Raw genomic sequence first — 22,869 nt, 5'->3', positions numbered from 1 at the left:
TTTGTTACTGACTCAAGACTAATGTTTTGGTTTTAAGTACGGGAGGTTTGCTTGCTTGCATACCATTAGCCCTACCTATTATTTTTTCGCCGTGTTTATGTTTTACTTTATCCATAGCCTGATGCAAAGCGGCTAGCTTGGAGGAGTTATCAAACAGATTTATTTGCGAATAGCCCTGCACCAGCTTACTCAAGCGTACTCCTATCAATCGGATTAATAGTCGTTTATCATACAGATTATCAAATAAATCCATTACTTTTTCAATAATCACCTGGTCGTCAGAAGTATAAAAGACGTGGGTTTGTCGGGTATACGTATCAAAATTTGAGTAGCGTATCTTTACGGTGATGGTTCCTGCACATTTTATTTGTTGCCTTAAATCAAAAGTCAGGCTTTCTACCATAAAGACTAGTATAGATTTGAGCTTGACGATATCGGTGGTATCCTTATCGAAAGTCATTTCTTTTGAAAAAGACTTCTGGTCATGATAGGGTACAATAGGCGTATCGTCAATCCCATTTGCCCGTTCCCAGAATAGTTTACCATGCTTACCAAATACTGCCTCCAATAATTTTACAGGCATGGCTGCTAAAGTGCCAATATTCTGTATGCCCATCGTACGGAGGGTTTTAGCAGTAGTGTCGCCAATCATTGGCAGTTTATTAATGGTTAGAGGCTTCAGGAACATACTCTCATAGCCTGTCAGTATCTGCATTTTGCCATTAGGTTTGGCTTCGTTGGTAGCTACTTTGCTGACTGTTTTACTAGTACTAAGACCAAAGGTTATATCAAGGCGCGTTTCCTTAGCAATCCTTGTTTTAATTTCTTTAGCCCATTTATAACAACCGAAGAACTTCTCCATACCTGTAAAATCACAGTAGAACTCATCAATACTGGCCTTTTCCAGTACAGGTACCGATTCGCTTATGATTTCAGTAACATCGTTAGAAAATCTTGTATATGATTCGTGGTCACCCTTTACAAAAATAGCATCAGGGCAAAGGCGTTTGGCCAGTTGTGAAGACATGGCAGAATGTACGCCGAACTTGCGGGCTTCGTAGCTGGCGGAGGCAACTACACCTCGCTCGCTTGAACCACCCACCACAACAGGTTTACCAATAAGTGTCGGATTTTTCAGTCTTTCAACAGACACAAAGAAGGAATCGAGGTCATAGTGAACTATGGCTTTTTCCATGGGTGTAAAGGATGTGGATAAATAATTTTTGGGATTCTGCAATAAATGTATGTACATTTTGTGTAGTATTGTCTCAACAAATTGTGTAGTTAATGGAAAATCAATTAGTGAACCAACTAAAAATAGCCAGAAACATCAAATTATTGAGGCTTGGGAGAGGGCTTACGCAAGAGCAATTAGCCGATGCATTGGCTATACCCAGCACTCGCTATGCTAACTATGAACAAGGCACAAGAGCGATTCCTATCGATACCCTATCAGCAATATCTTCTTATTTCCATATTGCTTTAGATGCCCTGGTGAAGTCAGATTTAAGCAAGGTAGATTTAAAGGGTTTGATGAAAGTAGGCGGAAACCGATTGTTGTTCCCGATTCTGATTAAAGATGATGGGAAGTTTGAAAGCATTGAGGTAGTACCTATCAAGGCCTCGGCCGGATATTTAAGTGGCTATGCTGACCCTGAGTTTATAGAGACGCTTCCGAAGGCGTCTTTGCCATTTATTGGCATTGGCACACATAGAGGCTTTCCGCTTACGGGAGATTCCATGCTACCAATTCCTGATGGTTCTATTATTATAGGGAAGTTTGTAGAAGAAATCACCGATATAAGAAATGGCCGGACATATATTGTGGTATCAACCACAGGTATCGTTTATAAGCGCGTGTATATAAAAACTGAAGAGAATATGCTATCGCTGGTTTCTGACAACAAGGTTTATGGCCCCTATGAAATGCCTTTTGAAAATATCCTTGAGCTGTGGGAGTTCAGGTGCTTTATCAGTACCAAAGAATATTCAGCCGATGAGTATTCTCTCGAGAATCTCTTTCAGCAGATGCATGGTATCACTAAGGGGATTGAAGAACTCAAACAGACCATTGTTGCCAAAGCTTAAATTGAGATTACTTGACAATATTTTTACTCAAATATAAAAAAGGGACTTAGAGCTAAGCTATAAGCCCCTTTTTTATTATTATTCAAAACTCAATCAATCCACAAACTCAATGGTATTTACGCCAAATAGTGGTTTACCTTCTGGTTTCGGATTTTTGAATACAAAATAGATATTTTGTACGCCTGCCACATCAACCTTGATTTTTAGCGGCATCATATTAGCCTCCTGTACGTCGGCGGTGCCTATAACTGCTCCGGTTGGTGAGCCTAATCTTACTTCCATCGCTCCTCCTACTGTTGTACCTTTTTGCGAGAATGCACCAATGATAATAGTTTTAACGCCTGTCAGGTCAATATCTTTGAACGCAATATAGCTATCATTCTCAGAAGCTATCGCTAACTCCCCTCCTAATTGTTCAACATTAAATTTAGCTACCCCTTTCGATTCGTCGTAAGTAACAGCTTTAATTTTAGGGCTCCGCAAAGCTAAAGACTGAGAAGTACTTAACGGCCCTATTACTTTACCACCTTTGTCGGTATAAGTAGCCTGAATGATATAAGCACCTTCTTTTTTGCCTTTATGTGCCGAAGCATCATAAGCACCTGTAACCGGTTGAGAAGTTTTACGGGTATCGTTCAATGAAAGAATATAATCAACCATATCTCTTGCATCCGACATTGACAATTGCGGGTGAGCTGCCATGGCTTGTTCGCCCCATACACCACCACCACCTTTAATCACTTTCTCAGCTAACTGGTTGATGGCCGTTTGACCACGACGATATTTCTTGGCTACATCCATATAAGCAGGCCCGATAGATTTTTTATCAATCGCATGGCAAGCTTTACAGTCACTTAAATCAATCAGACGTTTACCTGCCGTAAAGTTCATATTTTCTTTATGTCCTTGCTCCAACATGGTTTTGTCGTATCCTTCAAGATAATTGATATTTACTACTACATCTTCAGGATCAATACCTTTAGCTAAAGTACCATCTTCTTTATCGGTTACTTTTACGTCGTAATTAATTTTATCGTTATCGAAGAAGAATGTCTTGTTACCTTTCACAGAAATGTTTACGATTGGTTCAGCATTTCCTACTTTAATGATAGTTGTCTGAGACGATTTGTTTCCGGCTGCGTCTGTTACTGTCAACACTACATTATATTCACCCGGTTTGGTAAAGGTAAATTTCGGATTTGGTTGTGTACTTACAGGTAAGCCTTTGCCAAAATTCCATGAGTATTTCATTGCATCTTTATCATAATCTAATGTTCCGGCAGACGAGAAAGCTACTGCCAACGGTGCAGCACCTGCTTTTTTATCGGCAGCAATGGTTACTACAGGTTTCCTGTTACCCGCATTATATTCAATTACTGATAAAGTAGCATCTTCGTTTTGTGCAAACCAGTTCATGCCATAATCTAACACAAACAAGCGACCATCTTTAGAGAAAGCCATATCCATTGGGTGAGCAAATTTAGTGCTTGGCATAAAACGCTCCATTCCCTGGTAGTTACCTTCTTTATCCATGCTTACCAGATAAATCCAGTCACGCATCCACTCATAGGCAAAGAACTTACCATCAAAATAGCTTGGAAAACGCTTAGGATTATTGGTATAATCTTCTGAATAGTATACCGGACCTGCCATTGGGTTACAACCACCCTTGCCAAACTCAGGATATAGTTTTGATGGGCCATAACCATAGTAAATCCATGCTTTGGTAGCTGGCATCAATTCTCTTAAACCTGTATTGTTCGGTGAATCATTGATAGGTTTAGCTGCATCATACTTCTCACCTGATTCTTTCTTCGCAAAATCGTAGTGGTTATAAGCAAAGTTATCACCTGTAAAAATAGGCCAGCCAAAGAAGCCCGGTTTGCGAGCCTGATTAAACTCTACAATACCCTCCGGACCTCGATTCGGATTAGTTTTACCTGCATCAGGGCCAACATCACCCCAGTATAAATAGCCATTTCGTTTATCAACTGAAATCCTGTAAGGGTTTCTATGACCCATTGTATATATTTCCGGACGAGTTTTTTCTGTTCCGGCTGGATATAAGTTTCCTTCAGGAATGCTATAAGTACCATTATCCTCTGGTTTGATTCTCAATACTTTTCCACGTAAATCGTTGGTATTACCTGACGAACGAAGGGCATCCCAACCTTCACGACCTGGTTGGAAATCGATTGGGGCATAGCCATCAGAAGCAAACGGGTTCGTATCATCACCTGTTGACAAGAAAAGGTTTCCTTTGCCATCCCAATCAATTGAACCACCTGTGTGGCAACATTCATCACGTTTCACAAATACACGCAACAATACTTTTTCTGACGACATAACGATTGTGTCTTTTTTATCGTCATATTCAAATCTTGCCAGGAAGTTGTCTTTCGTTACTTCACGTGTTTCGTTTGGTGTATAGTATAAATAAATCCAGTGGTTTTTATCGTAATTAGGGTCAGAACCGATACCCATCAAGCCGTACTCAAATTTGGTATATACAGGCAATTTTCCGGCTACTTTTACTTTTTTAGTAGTTGGATTCCAAACCTTTAAAGCGCCTTTACGTTCTACAAAAAGCACCTTGCCACTTGGTAATACAGTTAACTCAGTTGGCTCATCCAGGTTACTTGCCAGAGTAGTGCGCTCAAAACGGTTTTCTTCTGGTGAACGTACTGAACGGGCTTTCGAATAATCCAGTTTGGTAGACATCGCCCATTTCAAACCTTGCCAGTAATGTTCCATCATTAACGGCTCGCTGAAAGTTTCTGGCGTGTGACCGTAGTTTGTATAAAAAGCTTTACCACCATCAAATTCATGGTACCATGCCATTGGGTGAAAATCGCCCATTTTACCCATTTCATAACTACCTTCATCTACTCTTACGATAAATTTCAGAATGTCTTTTTTCAAAGATTTGAAATCATAAAACTCATCGGTTTTCTCAAAAGTATCAGGAAAATGCGCCGAAGCAGGGAAAGTTTTATCAAGGGTAATCATTTTACCTTTTTGTACATTCGATACTCTTCCGCCCGGGTGGCTGGCAAAATATCCGCCCATCAAATCATTATACCACGGCCAGTTATATTCGGTATCAGAAGCGGCATGGATACCCACATAGCCACCGCCTGCCTGAATATAGCGTTCGAAATCAGCTTGTTGCGCCGGATTCAATACGTCTCCGGTAGTACTTAAGAATACAACAGCAGCATAATTTTTCAGGTTAGCTTCATTAAATTTTGAGGCATCAGTGGTAGTATCAACGCCGATGGCTTGTTTTCTACCCAAATCAATAAAAAATTGATTACCTTCTTTAATAGAATTGTGGTGAAAACCTTTGGTTAAAGAAAAAACTAATATTCTTTTTTGCTGTGCAAAAGTACTCGCACTCGCAAACAAGAGTAGCATTAAAAGGATAGGATTAAACTGTCTTTTCATTAGATTAACTAATATTTTGTATGAGTAACAAAGGTAATTAAAAAGCGAGCAATAAGTGTCATATAGACATTAAAAAGTATTTTTTTTAGATTATATAGGAGAATTTATCGAATAATGTCTCTTAAATATCCAGAAAATATTGCGGTAAAAATCAGATAATAAAGACGGTACGTAATCAGCCGTTCAAAAAGGTATTCACCGTAGTGTCTACCTTTTCTGACTCTTCTTGCGTGGTCATTACGCTGAATCATCTTTAGACCGTAGAGGTCTTCAGACAAAAAGGTAGTCACCGTAGTGTCTACCTTTTCTGACGTCGCTTGAGTGACTGATATTTTTACAGTATGCTGCTTGCAGCGCTTTTTTTGATTGAGTATTCTCTTCTCTTCGGCCATAGTAATTTTGTTATATGCACTTCCTCTAAATTTCCGATTTAAGACTGTATTTTCAAAATGCTTTGGGGGATTTTTGGTAAAATCATACTGTTGGAGGGATGGTTGCAGAGTGATTATGTTGTCTTACAATGACATAGGTTTGGGTAAATTTATTGCGAATAATATCCTCTTCAATAAAGAATGGTTAGTATTAATTAATCCCTCTCGAAAATATGTAGGGTACCTCCACTATCCAAAGCAAATAGTTTATTACCATTAACTTGTGGAGTGGAATTGAATGTTTCTTTCCGGTCTTCTCGTTGATATTTCCAAACAATTTCCATGGTTGGAATATGAAAGACCCCTAACCAATAATAAAACTGTGCTGTACCAATTCCCGCTGTAAAATAGACATAATCGTCTTGCTTGCAACTATGTCCAAATTGCCATGAGGTTTGAAAATCACCAGTCCAAAAACTTTTTGTACGACTAATATTTTCTGTTTGTATATCGAATTCGACAAAAGCAATTGAAGTTAGAAAATAGATTTTACCTATTTGTGAATCTAAATGAGCATTACGAGAGATATCTACCCTTGTTTCTTTTGGAATTTGAAATTCCCATAATAGATCACCTGTTTCTACATCCAATCCAATAAGTATTTGGTCTTTTAAGCTGAGGATAAGTTGATTTTTATAAACACCAATAGGTTGCGCAATTTTTTTTTCAAAGCTCTTATTCCACAAAGCCAGTCCACTGGTAACATCAACTCTAAACAAATCATTAGATTCGGTACTAAATAATTTCTCGTCAAAGAATTTTAAAAATGAATATTTAATATTTCTCCATAAAAGTCTTTTTTGTTGCCAATCAAAAACTCCGTATTCTACTTTAAAAGTGGTACGATTATATTGAGCATTTACAATTAAGTTCTTAAAAATTTCTAGTCTAAAAGTTAATTCTGCATTTGAATATATTTTTTCACCATTGTCTATGTCAATGATAGTAATTGAACCATTATCGTTAGATTTAAAGATTAATGCTTCCTGATTTAAAAGCTTAATATCCCCTAAACTTTCCACTTCTATTACCAAATCAGGTTTGTTTTCTTTTTTGATTGAAATGAATTTTTCTACCAAATTAAGCGTAATAAACTTTTCATCTATAGCAATAAAACGATAGACTGATGATATAAAGCTTGTTAAAATATAATTCATAGCTATTCACATTGATAAAGTTTAAAACAGGGTGATTTATTAATAAGTTTTGAGTTGCTAACTGCTCCAATAAAAGAATTCATCATTTCCCAGCCCTCAACACATAAGTCTTTCCAGCCTGTGTAGGTAAATCATACACTATCGTTTCTTTAATAAAACTCGCATCAACCTTAGCTTTAGGCGAAACCAATGGTTCTTTGATACCCGCTATCTGGAAGAATGCGTTTGAGTTCTTGCCATTCGCTTTTTTCATAGGTACATTCGTTTTTAAAGTGTGATTCGCACGCAAACGGCAGTTCCCTCCTATCGTAGATTTAATGATTAATTCTACTATTCGGCCATTTTTCCAGGTCATTTTCACAATCTCAAAACCTCCTCTGGCTTTCAGGCCACTTACACTGCCTTCGCTCCATCTATCAGGTAAAGCAGGTAATAGTTGAATGGCACCATCATGGCTTTGCATCAACATTTCAGCAATTCCGGCGGTGCAACCAAAGTTGCCATCAATCTGGAATGGTGGATGCGCATCGAATAAATTATCGTAAGTACCACCTCCTTGCCGGCCGGGTACTTCGGCAGGTGATAACTGGTCAGTAATCAGTTTATAAGCCCGATTCCCATCTAATAATCTTGCCCACCAGTTAACCTTCCAACCCATCGACCAACCTGTTGACACATCACCTCTATAAATTAAAGAAGTGCGGGCCGCCGCAAATAAATCAGGATGCTGATAAGGCGAAACCTGATTGGAAGGGAAAAGCCCATATAAATGTGAGATATGGCGGTGCTGGTCTTTCGGGTCATCCAGGTCTTCCAACCATTCCTGCAATTGGTTGTGCTGCCCTATCTGCATAGGTGCCAATTGTTGCAATTTGGTTTTTATCTGGTCGGCAAACTCAACATCAGTTTTCAACACTTTTGCGGCATTGATGGCATTTGAAAACACATCAAATACCAACTGGTTATCCATCGTAGCGCCTGCCGTAATAGATGATTTCGGACGGCCTGCGGGAGAGTTTTCAGGCGAAGTACTTGGTGTTACTACCAGCCATTGGTGGGACGGTTCAGGTACCAGGAAATCATGATAAAAAGTAGCGATTCCTTTCAGAGCAGGATAATATTTTTGTAAAAAAGCTTTATCTCCTGTATACAGATAGTGCTGCCATACGTGCTGGCTCAACCAGGCTCCACCCATCGGCCACATTCCCCAGAATGCCCCATCTACTGCGCCATTGATACGCCATAAATCAGTATTATGATGCGCTACCCAGCCATTGGCATTATACATGGTTCTGGCTGTTTGCACGCCCGTTTCTGATAGCTCTCTCACCATGTCAAAAAGCGGCTCGTGCAGTTCTGTCAGGTTGGTGAGTTCAGCTGGCCAGTAGTTCATTTCCGTGTTAATATTAATCGTATACTTGCTATCCCAGGGTGGATCTACTTTATTATTCCAGATACCTTGCAGATTGGCAGGTTGTCCACCCGGACGGGAAGATGAAATCAACAGATAACGTCCAAACTGGAAATATAAGGATACAAAACTGGGGTCATTACCTTGAGCAAAGGCTTTCAGACGTTCGTCGGTAGGCAATTTTGCGGCTTCGGTTGTACCTAAATCCAGTTTTACCCGATTGAAAAACCGCTGATATTCTTTGATATGATTATTGAATAAAGTACCGTAAGGCATTTTTTCGGCCTTGGCTATATAAGCCTCTGCTCTTTTATTTTCATCGGCACTTATGTCATGATAATTCACAAAATTGGTAGCAATCGATACCAGAAGTGTTACTGCAGAAGCATTATTAACCGTGATGCTTGTATCGTTTCTGGTAGTCCGTCCATCATTCGGTAAAATTCTGGTGATTGTACGGAAACGCACTTCACCTTTCACACTTTCATGGTCTTTACCAATGCCAGAAACCGATAACTGATTACGTAGAGCCATAACAGCCGTTTTGAAAGGGCTATTCATCGACAAAGTAAAAGACAGACTCTTAGGTTTATTGGCATTCAGTCGGATAACCATCACCTGGTCAGGAATAGAAATAAACGTTGTCCGGGTATATTTTACGCCATTAGCCTGATAGGTAGTGGTTTGTATCGCCTGTTCAATATCCAGCTCTCTTCGGTAATTCGTATAATTTTCATGATTGGGGAAATCTAGCTGAATATTACCGACAGGCAGAAACATTTGTCCATGATCTTTTTTTGCAATAATGTGTTTTTGTGCCAGATCCTGCGCCTCCTGACTTTTCCCTGCAAAAATTAACTGACGGATAGCTGGTAAATTAGCTAAAGCCTCAGGATTATCGTTTCTGCTTGGCCCACCCGACCAGAACGAAGACTCATTCAATTGCAAAGTTTCATGAGTTACATTGCCATAAACCATCGCAGCCAATCGCCCATTACCTAAAGGCAAAGCATTTGTCCATTTACGATCAGCAGGTTGTTTATACCAGAGTTTAAAATTGGTTTGCTGGGCTTGTATGGCCGTAGAAAACAACAAAAGAAGTACGATTACTCTTTTCATAAAACAATTTGAAAGGGTTGAGGAGTGGGTGTAATACGTTTACAATTCAGTACTATTCAGAGGCAAATATAGTATTCTTGTAGAAAGATAATAGTATCTTCCATAGTTTTCTGTTGAATTTCCCACTAGGCTTTCTTAATCACATATTGATTCACCACAGCATTCACTACTCCGCCATTCACGATTGGCTATGATAATTTCAGGTAAAAAACAACTTCATACAGGCGATAATCAAGCCAAAGGCTAATAAATAGCGGAGTGTCGGAATATTGAAACGTTGGCTACCAAAATACGAACCCAATAAACCTCCGATAATAGTGGCCACTACCGCCCATTGCAAATCAGGAGTGAGATGCATACCTCCTTTTGATAATTGCCCGTATAAACCAGAGAGAGAGTTAACGAAGATAAAAAGAGCCGATACAGCCGCAGTTTCTTTCAATTTTGACCAGCGCATCAACAACATTAAAGGGCTCAGGATAATCCCTCCACCGATGCCGATCATGCCTGATAGTAAGCCTATGGCTGCACCCGATAGCAAAGCAGCCCATAATGGTACAGGTCGGTTAGGTGTTTCTTCTGAACGAAACTGATAGAGCAAACGAGCAATAGAGATTAGTATACAAGCAGCTAATATCTTTTTATAGATGCTATCCGGCAATGTCATAGTGCCTCCTAAATAGGCCATCGGTATACTTGCCAGAGCAAAAGGAAGAAATAAATTAATTTTAAAATGTCCTGCCCGATAAAACCCAATAAAAGAAAACAATGATACAGCCAGATTCATTACTAAAGCCGACGACTTCATCATAGAAGGGGCTACTCCTAACAACGCCATTACTGCCAGATACCCACTTGCTCCTCCATGTCCAACTGACGAATAGAGAAACGCTACAACGGCTAAAAGAAAGAGTAAAAGATAAAAATAAGCTTCCATGTGGTTAGGGAGATCGTTATGTTTGGGCAAATATAACGTAATATATATATTCGAATCAAAGCAGGAAATAATTAATTGGCTAATTCTTGGGTTTCCTGCTTTATAAATTCATCAAAGCGTTGTTGCAAGGCTTTATATGCTTTGATAGCTTTTAAGCCCTCATCACTTACCATAGCGCCTCCGCCTTGTTTCCCTCCTACCTGAGTAATCACCAAAGGCTTGTCTGACTGGGTATTCATGGATGTAATCAAATCCCAGGCCCGTTTATAAGACATATTCATGGCTTGTGCGGCCTTTGAGATTGAACCATGCTCAATAATCAATTCCATTAACTGAATACGGCCCTTCCCCAGATAACGCTCCGCCCCATCGGCACTTTCAATCCAGATAGTTCCGGCTACTTTCATATCTTTCGCATTAGGTAAAAGTTCCTGCATATATCCGCTTGATTAAATATCTCATCTGGCAAAAATAACAGAAAGAATAGCAAAGAAAAACTACCGGAATTATTAATTAAAAACAAGTGTCTGTATGGTCTTTAGCAGAAAACGGCTATATTTGAAGCGTTATATTTTAACAAATATAGCGTTATTTACTTATATACATTGCCTTTCATTATTAATCAATTACCGTCTATGAAAAACTATTTTCATTCAAGATTCTCGCTTATTCTATACCTTTGTTTATTCATTTCGATAGTTACTTATGCCCAGACTGCTACTTTGAAAGTAGAGGGGGAAGTTGAAAAACCATTAACCCTGACCGAAAGTGAATTTGCTAAACTACCACGAACAGAGGTAAAAGGCAAAGATAAAGATGGCAAAGAACATACATTTAGCGGTGTAACGCTGGCTGAAATCCTTAAACAAGCTGGCGCACCATTGGGTGGACAGCTAAGAGGTAAAAATCTGTCCAAATATCTGATTGCTGAAGCTGCTGATGGCTACAAAGCTATTTTTGCTCTGGCAGAATTAGACCCTGAATTTACTGACCAGATTATTATAGTGGCTGATAAAGTAGACGGTAATCCCCTGCCAAAAGGAGAAGGCTCTTTCCGTTTTGTGGTTCCTAAAGACAAAAAACATGCTCGCTGGATACGAGAAGTAGTGAGTATTAAGGTAGTATCTGCCAAAGAATAGTCAGCTTCTTGTGCCTGTATTAGCAATTTAAAGCGGGTTCGCTTAACTTTGTGTGATCATCAACATCCACAAAGCTTATGCATGGTTTCTTCCTGGACTTTTTTCATTCGGTGAGTATCATTGTTATCCTCATTCTGGCTTTAGTGCTATCGCAACTGGCACGCAAAGCACTCAACCGATATGCCAGAGTATCTTCCGGCAATATGCGTATCAATGCCACTACTTTCAGCTTTCTGAAAAATGCTATCAGTTTTGTCATTTTTGCCTTAGCCATTATTGCTGTTGTGCATCTGATTCCGGGTCTTGAAAAACTGGCTACTACCCTGTGGGCCAGTGCCGGGATTTTATCAGTTGTGATAGGTCTGGCTACGCAGCAAACCTTTGGAAATATTGTGAGCGGTATCTTTATTGTTATCTACAAACCTTTTCGTATCGGCGATTCCATCCAGCTACCTAACGGGCAACATGGGATTGTACAAGATATTACCTTACAGTTCACAGTCATCAATAATGCTGAAAACCGACACATTATCGTACCTAATTCGGTCATTACCAAAGATTATGTGATAAACTCAACCATCATTGACGATAAAGTCTGTAATCAGATTGACGTAAAGATTGTAACGAAAGATATAGACCAAGCAATGACCTTACTCAAAGAAATTGCCATCAATCACCCTGATTTTTATGATGTTTCTGCAAGTGAAATAAATAATGATACTGCTACAAAAATCAGCCCTATTCTGGTACAAGTCATTGATTTGTCTGACTCATGGGTTACATTGAGGTTAAGCGTGTGGTGCAAATCTTCCACCAAAGCCTTTGCTATGAAGTCTGATTTATTGCTAGCCATAAAGAAACGCTTCGACAGCGTAGGAATTAAGATATAAAAAATAAGGGCTACTCATGGAGTAGCCCCGGGTTGCGTTTCAAAAGGCGGTCAGGCAGCTTTCTTTGCCTTTTTATGATGATGTTTTTTTGAATTGTCTGCTACTTTTTGCTCGTTTTTGGTTTCTTTCTTTTCCTCTTTCTTCTCTACTTTAGCGGTTTTTTCTTTGGGGTTTTGTTGTTTTTTACCTCCTTTGGCAAATGTAACAGGGGCGAAAAGTATAGCAACTGCTAGGGCTGCTAATAAAACTGATTTTCTCATGTTTCTAATAGTTTAAACTTGCGTTGGTTTATTCACCTGACACCGGCGAACTTTCTGATACAAATCTCAACTTTAGGTATTAAAACCAGTATAAGGCCAAATTAAATGCGGGTTAAATCAATCTCTCCCAGATTAAAACTACACTTAGTTATTATCTGCATTGGGCAATTGCACGCTTACTTTCGTCCCTTCATTCAGCTGGCTCTGGATACTTATTTTGCCTTTGTGCAGCTCTACAATTTTACTACAAACCGAAAGCCCTATGCCAAAACCCGATATATTAAGGGCATTTTTTGAGCGATAAAAAGGCTCAAAAATCGTTTCTAAATCTTCTTTTGGTATGCCTATTCCCTCATCTTTAATCGTGACAATGGTATAGGTTTTGTTAAAATCGACAATTACTTCCGCCTGCTGCATAGGCGAGTACTTACAGGCATTATCTATCAGATTAATAAATGTTGTTTTCAATAAAGCCTCATTGCCAAAAACAATAATAGAGTTTTCGTCTTCCGGTTCCTTGGCATATTTCACTGTTACACGGTATTCAGGCTTGCTCATACCTAATTCATCCTGCGCCTGAAAAATAATATCGTCAATTCGTACCTCACCAAAATTGATCAGAGGTGATTTAAACGGACGAACAATCTGCAATAAATCATTCGAAAGATTGATCAGTCGGTTAATATCATGGCGGATATTCTGCAAGATTCCTCTGTGTTGTTCAATGGTCAGGTTTTCTTCCAGACTAATCTCTACCTCTGATTTCAGGGCAGCTAAAGGTGTACGTAATTCGTGCGAAGCATGAGAAACAAAGCTCTTTTGCAGCTCAAAAGACTGCTCTAAGCGAGATAACATTTTATTAAATGCCGCCGCTAACTGGCCTATTTCATTTCTACTATCGTACCCTTCAATGCGCTGCCTGAGATTATTGGCCGTAATCGTACTTATCTTGCTGATAAAGGCATTAACTGGCTTTAATGCCCCTCCAGCGAAGAAAATGCCTAATAAAATAGTAACCAAAATACCTACCACCAAGCCTACAATCAGCGTATCGCGTAGATTTCTCAGTTTACTTTTACCGAATTTATCATAGGCTGATGCCAATACGACAAAGTGCTGCTGATCTAAATTATATGCTAATCCTAAAGATTCATTTTCTCCTGTTGAAAACTCCAGGTATTCAGATTCAGACTCCCTTACCCTATCCAATAAAGACGCATCATAATCAATCACTATTTCATCGATATTGCTATACAATAGCTCGTTCTTATCCGAAAAAATCAGAATCTTTTCATCATGCAGGGCAGTAAGGGTGTTTTTATCGATAATCCTTAATAAAGCATTGTCTATTTCATCTACTTTTATGAAAAAAGAAGCCGTAGTGAGTGCCTTGTTTTTCAGACGCTCCATAAATTCTTCTTCTCTATAAGTGGCCGATTGCTGATAGATAATCCATGAAAACAACGACAATAAACTCGCTACAATAATCGAAAACTGAATCGCTATTTTAGTCTGTATTTTCATGCACTTTCTCTAATCATATAGCCTAAGCCCGGACGGGTATGAATCAGTTTAGGTTCGAAGCCCTTGTCTATTTTCCGGCGCAGAATATTGATATATACCTCAATTACATTGGTACCCGTATCGAAATGTATATCCCATACATTGGTAGCAATTTCGGGTTTAGAAATAATTCTTCCCTGATTTTTCACCAGAAATAGCAGAAAATCATACTCACGGGCAGTCAGTCTTATTTCATTACCGGCTCTTTTTACTAATTTACTATCCAGAAAAATCTCCAGATCAGCAATTTTTACCACATTCCCCAGGTTTTCAGGCTCAGGATTATTATGTCTCAGTGCTACCAGCACTCTATGATATAACTCTCTGAAATCAAAAGGTTTTACAATATAGTCGTCTGCTCCTGCCTCAAATCCCTCTATCTTATCTTCTATTTCGCTCATAGCCGTCAACATGAGTATAGGCAAATTAGGCCTAAACGACCTGATGCTCTTACATACCTCAAAGCCATTCATTTCGGGCAGGTTAATATCTAATATGATTAAATCAAAGTCTATCGACTCTGCGCGTCTTAGTCCTAAAGTACCATTATAAGCTACTTCTATTTCAAAACCTTTATTTGTTAATCCACGGGTCAGTAACTGAGCGATTCTCTGGTCGTCTTCAATTACCAAGATTTTTTTTGCCGACATTCCGTTCACAATCTTTAAAAATTATCCAATTTCTAACCAATATAGGTACTGTATTTCACTGATTAGAGTAGCTTTTTCTTTCTAATCAATCAGCGTTCGCATCTATACGTTTATTCAAAGATACGAATCTCATCGCACTGTTTTTAAGCATTTATCTTTTTTTAATATATTTCTAAGCAATAATTAAGGTGTATTTCAAGGTCAAAAAGGATTTATGACTTAAAATTGTATGATGGTTCAGCGTCTCAATTATGGCTCCATCAGACCCTAAAAATATTTATAATCTAAACCTCTGAAAATACTCAGAAAAACCTGCAAGAGCCGTATTTTATTACTATAAAGACGACAGTAACCAAATAAATTATTGTTCTAATAGAAAATAGCCCTGAATTATTGTGTTAATACGTATATTTCTTTTTAAAGTACCAATTCGCAGCTACCTTTGCTTTCCTGTTAATTTTTAACTTTCCTAAACTATCTAATTTAAATGGATCAACAACCCACAGAACACCAGACGCGTACCTATGCAGCTGCGATAAGTATTTTATTATTACTTTCCTTATTATGGGGTGGATACCAATGGAGACTCGGAGGTACGCTCAAAAAAGAAAACGAAGTATTAACCAAACGCACCGACTCACTGAAAGTAGTAAGAGATAATCTTCAGAAAGAATTAGAAGGCATATCATCACAACTGGAAGCGGCCACGGCTCAGAACCAGAGTATGTCTGCCTCGCTTACAAGCATCAATGAGAAATTAGCCGAAAAAGATAAAGTGTTGAGTCGTCTGCAAAAAGACAACCAGTCACTAGGTACTTTACGAAAACAGGTAAACGAACTAAAAAACCTGAAAGAATCGCTTAGTAATGAATTGGCTATGGTAAAACAGGAGAATGCTCAGTTGAGAGCTGATAACTCCAGACTTACACAAGAAAATGCTGATTTAAGACGACAGAATAATGAGAAAAAAGTTGATAGTTTTTTACCAAAAGAAGAAGAGTCTTCGGCTTCGCTTTTAGGGGCCAATGCTTTTCGGGTAGATGTGATGAACCGGAGAGAAAAACTCATAGTAAAAGGCCGCAGAGCAAGAGAAGTAGCCATTATGTTTGATTTGCCAGAAGGGGCAAAAGGTGGAGCTGATGAAATTGTGTACTTAAGCATCAAAGATATTACCCAGAAACCATTGAAAGATAGCAAAGCCAAACAGGTGAATGTTGCGATAAAAGGCGTTATGAATCCGGTTACGGTACATTTGACCAAGGCAGTAGATTTTACCAGAAACCCGCAAAGGGTTACTCTGAAATATAAATTAGATGAGAAATTGCAGACAGGTGTATATGTAGCTGAAATGTTTACCGAAAAATTATTTGTAGGAAAGGTTGAGTTCCGATTGAGATAATGATCTGTCAGCACAAATGATCAAGCACTTTTAGCTTTGGGATTTATATTGATAAAATAGGTAAAGATTGCCATTATCTTTACCTATTTCTTTTACAGTCCTCTACTTCACGCTGCTCAATACGCGTGGAATCGGAAGAATTTCTGTCTGGCGACCATCTATATACCGGAAGCCCTTTTCATCAAAAAAGCCATCTTCTTCCAGCATAATTCTGATAGGTTTCTTCCATTCTGTCAAATCAACTGATACATTCAGTTCTATTGAATAAGCCGTATTCAGATTCAATGGATAATCGCCACTACCAATGGTTTTCCCCTGATTATCCCACATACCTATGGTTGGCCCGGCAGCATGCCCATGATTACCGATAGGGTGTGTATAAATCGTACCTCTTAAACCTTCTTTCTTTGATTGTTCCAGCGCTTTTGCCAGAATTTCATTACCTGTTAAACCTGCTTTAAAGTTGTCAGTCAGGTTGTTTTGTAATTGATTACCCAGCTTGAAGGCTTTTTTTAAATATTCAGGTACATCTGTTTCTCCCGCTTTCAATATATAAGCGTGCTGTTGCTGGTCTGTATTCAGGCGTAGATAAGTAATCCCAAAATCACAATGCAGCAAATCTCCCGGCAAGATGATTTGTTTTTGCGGGCGTTTAGAGAAAGTGCGTAAATGGTCAAAACTTTCAGGATCAAGTCTTTGAATATCAACTGTCGGATGGAACCACGTATCCAAACCTAAATCGGTCACCCGTTGGCGCATCCACCATACTACATCGTCGGTAGTAGTAATACCCGGCTGAATCACTTTATCTGAAAAAGCCTCCTGAATAATATCGTGCGAAATACGGCATATCTGCTGGTAAATAATCATTTCACGCTCCGTTCGGGTTTCAAGCCAGTTTACTGCCAGATTAGAAGCCGATACTACCTTACTCTGAAATTCCACTGGCAGTTTCTCCATCAGTTCTTTCTGCTCTGTATAAGTCAGCCCATCAGCATGGGCATAATATTTCGAGAAGTTCAGCCCGATTTTCTTAGGATTCTTTTCTTTGATTACTTTTACCAAGGCATCCCATTGGTCAGGATTGGTATTCAAATCCCATTCCCCTTTGAGTAAATTACCCACATCATAACGGGCAATAGCCAGACGCTCTACTCCTTCTTTTGCCCCTTTATCAAAAAATACCATTATCGTACGTCGCCTTGCTGAAAGCCATACTGAGGGTAACATTGTTTTCATAACAGGGTCTTCGTTATATTCTCTCGAAATCAGCACCCACATATCAATGCCCTCTTTTCGCATCAGTTGTGGTAAAAGATTAGTCATTCTATCTTCTAAAATCTCGTCGATGACAGTAGCACGTTCACGTTCTGACAAAATACGGGGAATAGTGGTCTGAGAAAAAGCTGGGGTAATGGCAAAGAAACAAAAGGCAAGGAATAAAAATCTTTTCATGATGAATATAGCTTAGTTTAGGAACCTAAATATAAGCCTCATCAGCTAAAAAACATTATCTGGTTGAACATTTTTATACAATTCTACTTACAGTTCTACTAATTCATTTTATTTGAATATATTTGTTTAAAACCCATCTATCCTCTATGAGACTAAGCTTTACTGCATTTTTTACACTATTCAGTTTATCCATACTCTTCGCCCAGAACAAAACCCAGATGGTCAGAGGGAGTGTCATTGACCGCATTACCCGCCAGCCTATTGTGGGGGCATCTGTTCAGATTACGGGCACAACCCAAGGCGCTATTACTGATGCTTCCGGTCTTTTCTCTATTCCAAATGTAGCCATTGGCCGACGTTCTGTTAAATGTAGCTCTATTGGCTATGAGGCCTATTCAAGTGAAGAGTTTATTCTGAACTCTGCTAAAGAAGTAGTACTAACCATTGAATTAAGCGAAGCCACCGGAGATTTACAGGAAGTAAAAGTAACTGCCTCGCAAAACACAAGCCGCCCTGTAAACGATCTGGCTTTTGTGAGTGCAAGGTCTTTTACGGTAGAAGAAACAGAGCGAATTCCGGCCTCTGTCAATGACCCGGGCCGTATGGCATTAGCCTATCCGGGTGTGAAAGCTGGTAGAGACGAAAACGAAAATAAGATTGTAGTACGCGGCAACTCTCCTTTTGGTATTTTGTGGCGTTTAGAGGGCATTGATGTACCCAACCCTAATCACTTTGCGCAACCGGGTTCGGGCGGTGGTGGTATCACCGTTTTTAGTGCGCAATTGCTAAGCCGTTCTGACTTTTTTACAGGCGGGATGCCTGCCGAATATGGCAATACCATCACGGGGGCATTTGATATTCGTTTCAGAGAAGGGAATCAGCAAAAGCGAGAATACAGAACTAAAATTGGTTTATTAGGTCTTGATTTCTCGACCGAAGGGCCAATTACCAAAGGGCGATCTTCTTATCTGGTCAATTATCGCTATTCTACTTTAGGTTTATTGAGCCAGATGGGTTTTTATCTGGTAGGTGAACGGGTATCGAATCTTTTTCAGGATTTATCTTTCAATATAGCTTTTCATAGCAAAGATGGTAAGAAAACCACTACCCTATTTGGTTTAGGCGGACTAAGCACTGAACATTATTTTCCGGTTGAAGACCCTGAGAAACGAGTCTTAGGCAAAGCTGATAACTGGGAAGACAGACTAAGACCTGCTAATATGGGCGCATTAGGCTTAACCCATACCAGCAATATCAACGAAAAATCATCACTCAAATATGTAGTGGCAGTGATTGGTAGCGCTATCAAGCGTTTTTCTGATACGCTTAGCCTCAAAGATGAACGATTCAGATACGATACACAGGCCTATAAAGAGTTTCGCCTGGCAGGTTCGGTAGCCTATAATTATAAATTCAACAACAAAACCCGTCTGAAAGCCGGAGTTATTCTGAATTATATTGATTTCGATTTTTTCAAAGAAACGGCCGCGCGAAAATCTGTCAGCGATGTGAATCAGTTGAATGCAGGCAGACAGGTTTCTGTAAATGGTAGCGGGAATACGCAAACAGCTCAGGCTTATGCACAAATAGTACAGAATCTGGGTAAGGGTTTGACCTTAAACGCGGGCTTTCATCTGATGCATTTATTCCTGAATAATACGTCTTCAGTAGAACCTCGTCTATCGGTTCAATACCGTTCGCCTAATGCCCATACCTTTAGTTTTGCCTATGGTTTATACAGCCAGTTGCTACCGATGAGTGCCTATTTTTATAGCAAAAAGGATACAATAGCCGGAGTTATCAGCGAATCAAGGCCTAATAAAAACCTGTCTTTACCTAGATCAAATCATTTTATTCTGAGTTATAATTATGTCACCCCAAGCCTCTGGAAATTCACGGCTGAAGCTTATTATCAACTATTAAACAAAATTCCGGTAGAATCTAAAACAGGCTCTGGCTACTGGATGTTGAATTATGCCGAAAACTTCCCGGAAACAGCCGTAGTGAGCAAGGGTAAAGGTAGAAATATCGGAATTGATTTATCAGTAGAAAGATTCTTCTCAAAAAAATATTATCTGGTATTGACAGGCTCAATCTTTGATGCCCGCTACCGAACCATTGATGGCAAATGGTATAATTCTTCATTTAATGACAAGTTCAGTACGGCTCTTACTTTTGGCCGCGAGTTTATGTTCAAAAATGGCTCGGTTCTTCAGATTGGAGCAAGGTCAATCTATAACGGTGGTTTCCGCTATACGCCTTTAGATGAGACAGCGTCTGCCAAAGAAAAAACATATATAACACTGAAAGGGGCCGACTACTCTCTGCAAGCACCTGCCTATTTCCGCATTGATGGAAGAGCTTCTTATCGTACCAATCGCCGGAAATATGCCACAGTAGTATCATTAGATTTGCAGAACGCCACCAATTACATAAACGTAACGAGTGTGCAGTACAATAGCATTGAGAACCGATTAGAGACCCGTAAAACGGGGAATGGCCTGGTGCCTGTTTTAAGTTTCCAGATAGATTTTTAAACACAACTATACAAAAAACACTTTTCAACGTCATAATCAGGCTTTTCATCTATAAAATACCCCTAAGACACATTATTAATTTCTAATCTGTCTTTGAATATTTATATTTGTCAATATTACAATTTATTTAGTCTACTTCTACCCAATAATGCATCTCATCTCAAAAATATTTGTGATTGCACTTGTGCTATTAGTTGGCGCTTGTGTAACTCCATTTGAGATAAATCTGAGTAGTGAAAAGAAGTATCTGGTAATTGAAGGTACTCTGACAGACATAGATGCCAATCAGACAATCAGCATTCAGGAAACCCACAATTACGAAGACAATAATTATAATGTTCCGGTACTGAATCTGAAAGTTGAGGTGATAATAAACGGAGCTGAGACCATTCATCTTACTGAAAAAGGCAATGGTATTTATGCGCTTCCATTTGCCTTTCGCATACAGACTGATCATAAGTACAAATTACGCTTTCAGAAACCTGATGGTACTATTTATGAATCAAGTGAAGAAAAAACCACAAAAGTACCAACCATTGACCGGATTTTTGATGAATTTGAGGGAGAAGGAATAAAAGGAGAGTTGAGAAATATACCTGCCAACTATATCTATTTAGATTTTAAGGATGACCCGAATACAAAGGATTTTTACGTCTGGACATGGAAACTATGGGAAAATCAATTGTATTGTAGAACCGATTATTACGATTATTACTGCAAAACCAAGTGCTGGGAAATACTCGAAAATAAAGATTTTAATGTTTTTAGCGACGTCTATTCAAATGGAAAACCTGCTAATGGGAAATTAATCGCTAAAATACCATTTTATTCATTCGATGGAGCACTTCTTGAAATTAAACAACAGGCGATATCAGAACAGGTATTCCGTTATTACAAATTGATAAGTGACCAGACCCAAACCAATGGAACACTGGTGGATACCCCTCCTGCTGCCATTGTAGGAAATATAAAAAATATCAATAACCCTGATGAGCCTGTATCTGGTGTATTTTCGGTAGCGAGCACAGTAAAACAAAAATATTGGATAGACCGTAAAAACAGCTATGGCAAAGCAATACCGGTAGGTCTATTAGGCCGCACGGCTCTTCCGCCACCCAATGGAGCAAATGAACCATGCATTGAAGGTAGTACCCGTACGCCAAATAAACCGGAAGGTTGGGTAGATTGAATCATACAACGAATATAAATTTCCATCTGACTAATGAGTATAAAGAAAACGTGGTTTGTTCTTGCGGCAGGTTTGTGGGTATGTTCGTGTGTTGAACCTTTTGAAATAAGTTTTCCGCAAGGCAAAAAAATCCTGACTGTAGATGCCACCATTACCGATACCACTGATGAACAGGTTTTTAGTATTACTGAATCTGAAAACCGGAATAGCGTAGTCTACTCTTTTCCTGTCAGGCAGGCTAAGGTTGAAGTATTGGTAAATAATACTGAAAAGGTACTGCTCACTGAAAGAACACCAGGCATTTATGTACTGCCGATGTCTTTTAAACTGAAAGTGGGTAATAGCTATAAGCTTTTGTTTGCGAAAGCAGATGGCACAAAATATGAATCGGCTGAGGAGATTATGACCAGTGTGCCTGAAATTGATAAGGTATATGATGAATTTCTGATTGATGGAAAAAAAGTAAACGCAGGTTATGACCCAGCCTCTTATATTTATCTGGATACCACGGACCCGGCTGACGAAAAAAATAATTATGTGTGGACCTGGCGATTGTGGGAGAAACAAATCATTTGCAAATCTTGTGTAGGCGGCAGGTATTTTACTTCGCCTCCTCCTGAGGGGAAATGCGAAACTGAGGAACGATATAAAGAGGTTCCCTTTTTTGATTATGCCTGCGATGGTAATTGTTGGGATATATTCTATAATACAACTATCAATGTATTTAGCGACGTCTTTAGTAACGGAAAAACAATAAAGGGCAGGTTGATAGCCAAAATCCCTTACTATTCGAGAGACGGAGCTTTGCTTGAAATCAAACAGCAATCTGTAACCCCGGCAGCATACAGATATTTAAGATTATTGGTAGACCAGACACAAAATACAGGTAGTCTGGTAGATACTCCTCCGGCAGCGGTGATTGGCAACGTTAAAAATATGGCTAATCCCAGTGAAGAAATTGCCGGATTTTTTATGGTCTCGGGGGTACGTAAAATCAGGTATTGGTTAAGTAGAGCAAATGCCCGGGAAACCAGTGCAGTACCGACAGGCCTTCTGGGGCATCAGATTTATTATGAGCCTACCTCATTACCACCTGATCCGCCCAGACCACCACTGGCACCATGTATACCAGGTAAGTATCGGGCAAATGTGAAACCTGAAGGATGGATAGATTAGAAAATAAAACCAATTAAAACT

Annotated in this window: 17 protein-coding genes; 7 read left to right on the top strand and 10 right to left on the bottom strand. The window is 39.2% G+C overall.

Features of this window, described 5'->3' with window-relative positions:
• Window positions 1-4: 4 nt before the first annotated feature.
• Window positions 5-1,195 (bottom strand): DNA polymerase Y family protein, encoded by a 1,191-nt coding sequence (dinB, locus tag ACYVFA_RS24750; RefSeq protein WP_460474543.1) that lies wholly within the window; start codon window positions 1,193-1,195, stop codon window positions 5-7.
• 92 nt (window positions 1,196-1,287) lie between these two features.
• On the opposite strand from dinB, the gene ACYVFA_RS24745 reads away from it, so the two are divergent.
• The gene (locus tag ACYVFA_RS24745) at window positions 1,288-2,088 is read left to right on the top strand and encodes an XRE family transcriptional regulator (protein WP_460474542.1); all 801 of its coding nucleotides are present in this window, start codon (window positions 1,288-1,290) and stop codon (window positions 2,086-2,088) included.
• Window positions 2,089-2,181: 93 nt separating this feature from the next.
• Here ACYVFA_RS24745 and ACYVFA_RS24740 read toward each other — a convergent pair whose 3' ends face one another.
• From ACYVFA_RS24740 to ACYVFA_RS24720, 5 genes are all read right to left on the bottom strand, one after another.
• Entirely contained in the window at window positions 2,182-5,535 is a 3,354-nt protein-coding gene (locus tag ACYVFA_RS24740) for a ThuA domain-containing protein (protein WP_460474541.1), read from the bottom strand.
• 586 nt (window positions 5,536-6,121) lie between these two features.
• The gene (locus tag ACYVFA_RS24735) at window positions 6,122-7,123 is read right to left on the bottom strand and encodes a PQQ-binding-like beta-propeller repeat protein (RefSeq protein ID WP_460474540.1); all 1,002 of its coding nucleotides are present in this window, start codon (window positions 7,121-7,123) and stop codon (window positions 6,122-6,124) included.
• Window positions 7,124-7,205: 82 nt separating this feature from the next.
• Window positions 7,206-9,653, bottom strand: coding sequence for a glycoside hydrolase family 95 protein (locus ACYVFA_RS24730; RefSeq protein WP_460474539.1), 2,448 nt, complete (start codon window positions 9,651-9,653; stop codon window positions 7,206-7,208).
• A gap of 199 nt (window positions 9,654-9,852) precedes the next feature.
• Window positions 9,853-10,590: a sulfite exporter TauE/SafE family protein gene (locus tag ACYVFA_RS24725; protein WP_460474538.1), complete on the bottom strand. Its 738-nt coding sequence runs from the start codon at window positions 10,588-10,590 to the stop codon at window positions 9,853-9,855.
• A 71-nt stretch (window positions 10,591-10,661) separates the two neighbouring features.
• Window positions 10,662-11,027 carry a winged helix-turn-helix domain-containing protein gene (locus ACYVFA_RS24720; RefSeq protein WP_460474537.1) on the bottom strand — a complete coding sequence of 122 codons (366 nt, stop codon included), beginning with the start codon at window positions 11,025-11,027 and terminating at the stop codon, window positions 10,662-10,664.
• A 198-nt stretch (window positions 11,028-11,225) separates the two neighbouring features.
• On the opposite strand from ACYVFA_RS24720, the gene ACYVFA_RS24715 reads away from it, so the two are divergent.
• Together ACYVFA_RS24715 and ACYVFA_RS24710 are read left to right on the top strand one after the other, a co-directional pair.
• Window positions 11,226-11,729, top strand: a complete 504-nt coding sequence (locus ACYVFA_RS24715) for a molybdopterin-dependent oxidoreductase (RefSeq protein ID WP_460474536.1) — start codon at window positions 11,226-11,228, stop codon at window positions 11,727-11,729.
• A gap of 77 nt (window positions 11,730-11,806) precedes the next feature.
• The gene (locus ACYVFA_RS24710; RefSeq protein WP_460474535.1) at window positions 11,807-12,619 is read left to right on the top strand and encodes a mechanosensitive ion channel family protein; all 813 of its coding nucleotides are present in this window, start codon (window positions 11,807-11,809) and stop codon (window positions 12,617-12,619) included.
• Window positions 12,620-12,669: 50 nt separating this feature from the next.
• Here the strand turns inward: ACYVFA_RS24710 and ACYVFA_RS24705 are convergent, their stop codons facing one another.
• The 3 genes from ACYVFA_RS24705 to ACYVFA_RS24695 all read right to left on the bottom strand — a co-directional run bounded on the left by ACYVFA_RS24705 (window position 12,670) and on the right by ACYVFA_RS24695 (window position 15,092).
• Window positions 12,670-12,879 carry a hypothetical protein gene (locus tag ACYVFA_RS24705; protein ID WP_460474534.1) on the bottom strand — a complete coding sequence of 70 codons (210 nt, stop codon included), beginning with the start codon at window positions 12,877-12,879 and terminating at the stop codon, window positions 12,670-12,672.
• A 144-nt stretch (window positions 12,880-13,023) separates the two neighbouring features.
• Window positions 13,024-14,403, bottom strand: a complete 1,380-nt coding sequence (locus tag ACYVFA_RS24700; RefSeq protein WP_460474533.1) for a sensor histidine kinase — start codon at window positions 14,401-14,403, stop codon at window positions 13,024-13,026.
• Window positions 14,400-15,092: a response regulator transcription factor gene (locus ACYVFA_RS24695; RefSeq protein ID WP_460474532.1), complete on the bottom strand. Its 693-nt coding sequence runs from the start codon at window positions 15,090-15,092 to the stop codon at window positions 14,400-14,402. The genes ACYVFA_RS24700 and ACYVFA_RS24695 overlap by 4 nt, the downstream gene beginning before the upstream one ends.
• Before the next feature lie 487 nt (window positions 15,093-15,579).
• Here ACYVFA_RS24695 and ACYVFA_RS24690 point away from each other — a divergent pair, with 487 nt between their 5' ends.
• A complete protein-coding gene (locus ACYVFA_RS24690; protein WP_460474531.1) occupies window positions 15,580-16,491 on the top strand; it encodes a hypothetical protein in 912 nt (303 codons plus the stop codon).
• Between the two features lie 102 nt (window positions 16,492-16,593).
• Here the strand turns inward: ACYVFA_RS24690 and ACYVFA_RS24685 are convergent, their stop codons facing one another.
• Complete coding sequence (locus ACYVFA_RS24685) at window positions 16,594-17,946, bottom strand: M24 family metallopeptidase (RefSeq protein ID WP_460474530.1); 1,353 nt, start codon at window positions 17,944-17,946, stop codon at window positions 16,594-16,596.
• Between the two features lie 146 nt (window positions 17,947-18,092).
• On the opposite strand from ACYVFA_RS24685, the gene ACYVFA_RS24680 reads away from it, so the two are divergent.
• From ACYVFA_RS24680 to ACYVFA_RS24670, 3 genes are all read left to right on the top strand, one after another.
• Complete coding sequence (locus ACYVFA_RS24680; protein ID WP_460474529.1) at window positions 18,093-20,483, top strand: TonB-dependent receptor; 2,391 nt, start codon at window positions 18,093-18,095, stop codon at window positions 20,481-20,483.
• A 148-nt stretch (window positions 20,484-20,631) separates the two neighbouring features.
• Window positions 20,632-21,672: a DUF4249 domain-containing protein gene (locus tag ACYVFA_RS24675; protein ID WP_460474528.1), complete on the top strand. Its 1,041-nt coding sequence runs from the start codon at window positions 20,632-20,634 to the stop codon at window positions 21,670-21,672.
• A 33-nt stretch (window positions 21,673-21,705) separates the two neighbouring features.
• Window positions 21,706-22,848: a DUF4249 domain-containing protein gene (locus ACYVFA_RS24670; protein WP_460474527.1), complete on the top strand. Its 1,143-nt coding sequence runs from the start codon at window positions 21,706-21,708 to the stop codon at window positions 22,846-22,848.
• Window positions 22,849-22,869: the final 21 nt, after the last annotated feature.

This window comes from Emticicia fontis, from assembly GCF_054779675.1.
Note: the sequence above shows the minus strand (reverse complement) of the source record. Positions and strands in the feature narration are given on the sequence as shown.

Excerpts from the sequence above, each read along its gene's own strand:
- ACYVFA_RS24680 (WP_460474529.1), top strand. The coding sequence starts at position 18,093 with ATGAGACTAAGCTTTACTGCATTTTTTACACTATTCAGTTTATCCATA.
- ACYVFA_RS24730 (WP_460474539.1), bottom strand. The coding sequence starts at position 9,653 with ATGAAAAGAGTAATCGTACTTCTTTTGTTGTTTTCTACGGCCATACAA.
- ACYVFA_RS24705 (WP_460474534.1), bottom strand. The coding sequence starts at position 12,879 with ATGAGAAAATCAGTTTTATTAGCAGCCCTAGCAGTTGCTATACTTTTC.
- ACYVFA_RS24695 (WP_460474532.1), bottom strand. The coding sequence starts at position 15,092 with ATGTCGGCAAAAAAAATCTTGGTAATTGAAGACGACCAGAGAATCGCT.
- ACYVFA_RS24700 (WP_460474533.1), bottom strand. The coding sequence starts at position 14,403 with ATGAAAATACAGACTAAAATAGCGATTCAGTTTTCGATTATTGTAGCG.
- ACYVFA_RS24685 (WP_460474530.1), bottom strand. The coding sequence starts at position 17,946 with ATGAAAAGATTTTTATTCCTTGCCTTTTGTTTCTTTGCCATTACCCCA.
- ACYVFA_RS24710 (WP_460474535.1), top strand. The coding sequence starts at position 11,807 with ATGCATGGTTTCTTCCTGGACTTTTTTCATTCGGTGAGTATCATTGTT.
- ACYVFA_RS24735 (WP_460474540.1), bottom strand. The coding sequence starts at position 7,123 with ATGAATTATATTTTAACAAGCTTTATATCATCAGTCTATCGTTTTATT.
- ACYVFA_RS24725 (WP_460474538.1), bottom strand. The coding sequence starts at position 10,590 with ATGGAAGCTTATTTTTATCTTTTACTCTTTCTTTTAGCCGTTGTAGCG.
- ACYVFA_RS24720 (WP_460474537.1), bottom strand. The coding sequence starts at position 11,027 with ATGCAGGAACTTTTACCTAATGCGAAAGATATGAAAGTAGCCGGAACT.
- ACYVFA_RS24675 (WP_460474528.1), top strand. The coding sequence starts at position 20,632 with ATGCATCTCATCTCAAAAATATTTGTGATTGCACTTGTGCTATTAGTT.
- ACYVFA_RS24715 (WP_460474536.1), top strand. The coding sequence starts at position 11,226 with ATGAAAAACTATTTTCATTCAAGATTCTCGCTTATTCTATACCTTTGT.
- ACYVFA_RS24740 (WP_460474541.1), bottom strand. The coding sequence starts at position 5,535 with ATGAAAAGACAGTTTAATCCTATCCTTTTAATGCTACTCTTGTTTGCG.
- ACYVFA_RS24670 (WP_460474527.1), top strand. The coding sequence starts at position 21,706 with ATGAGTATAAAGAAAACGTGGTTTGTTCTTGCGGCAGGTTTGTGGGTA.
- ACYVFA_RS24745 (WP_460474542.1), top strand. The coding sequence starts at position 1,288 with ATGGAAAATCAATTAGTGAACCAACTAAAAATAGCCAGAAACATCAAA.
- dinB (WP_460474543.1), bottom strand. The coding sequence starts at position 1,195 with ATGGAAAAAGCCATAGTTCACTATGACCTCGATTCCTTCTTTGTGTCT.
- ACYVFA_RS24690 (WP_460474531.1), top strand. The coding sequence starts at position 15,580 with ATGGATCAACAACCCACAGAACACCAGACGCGTACCTATGCAGCTGCG.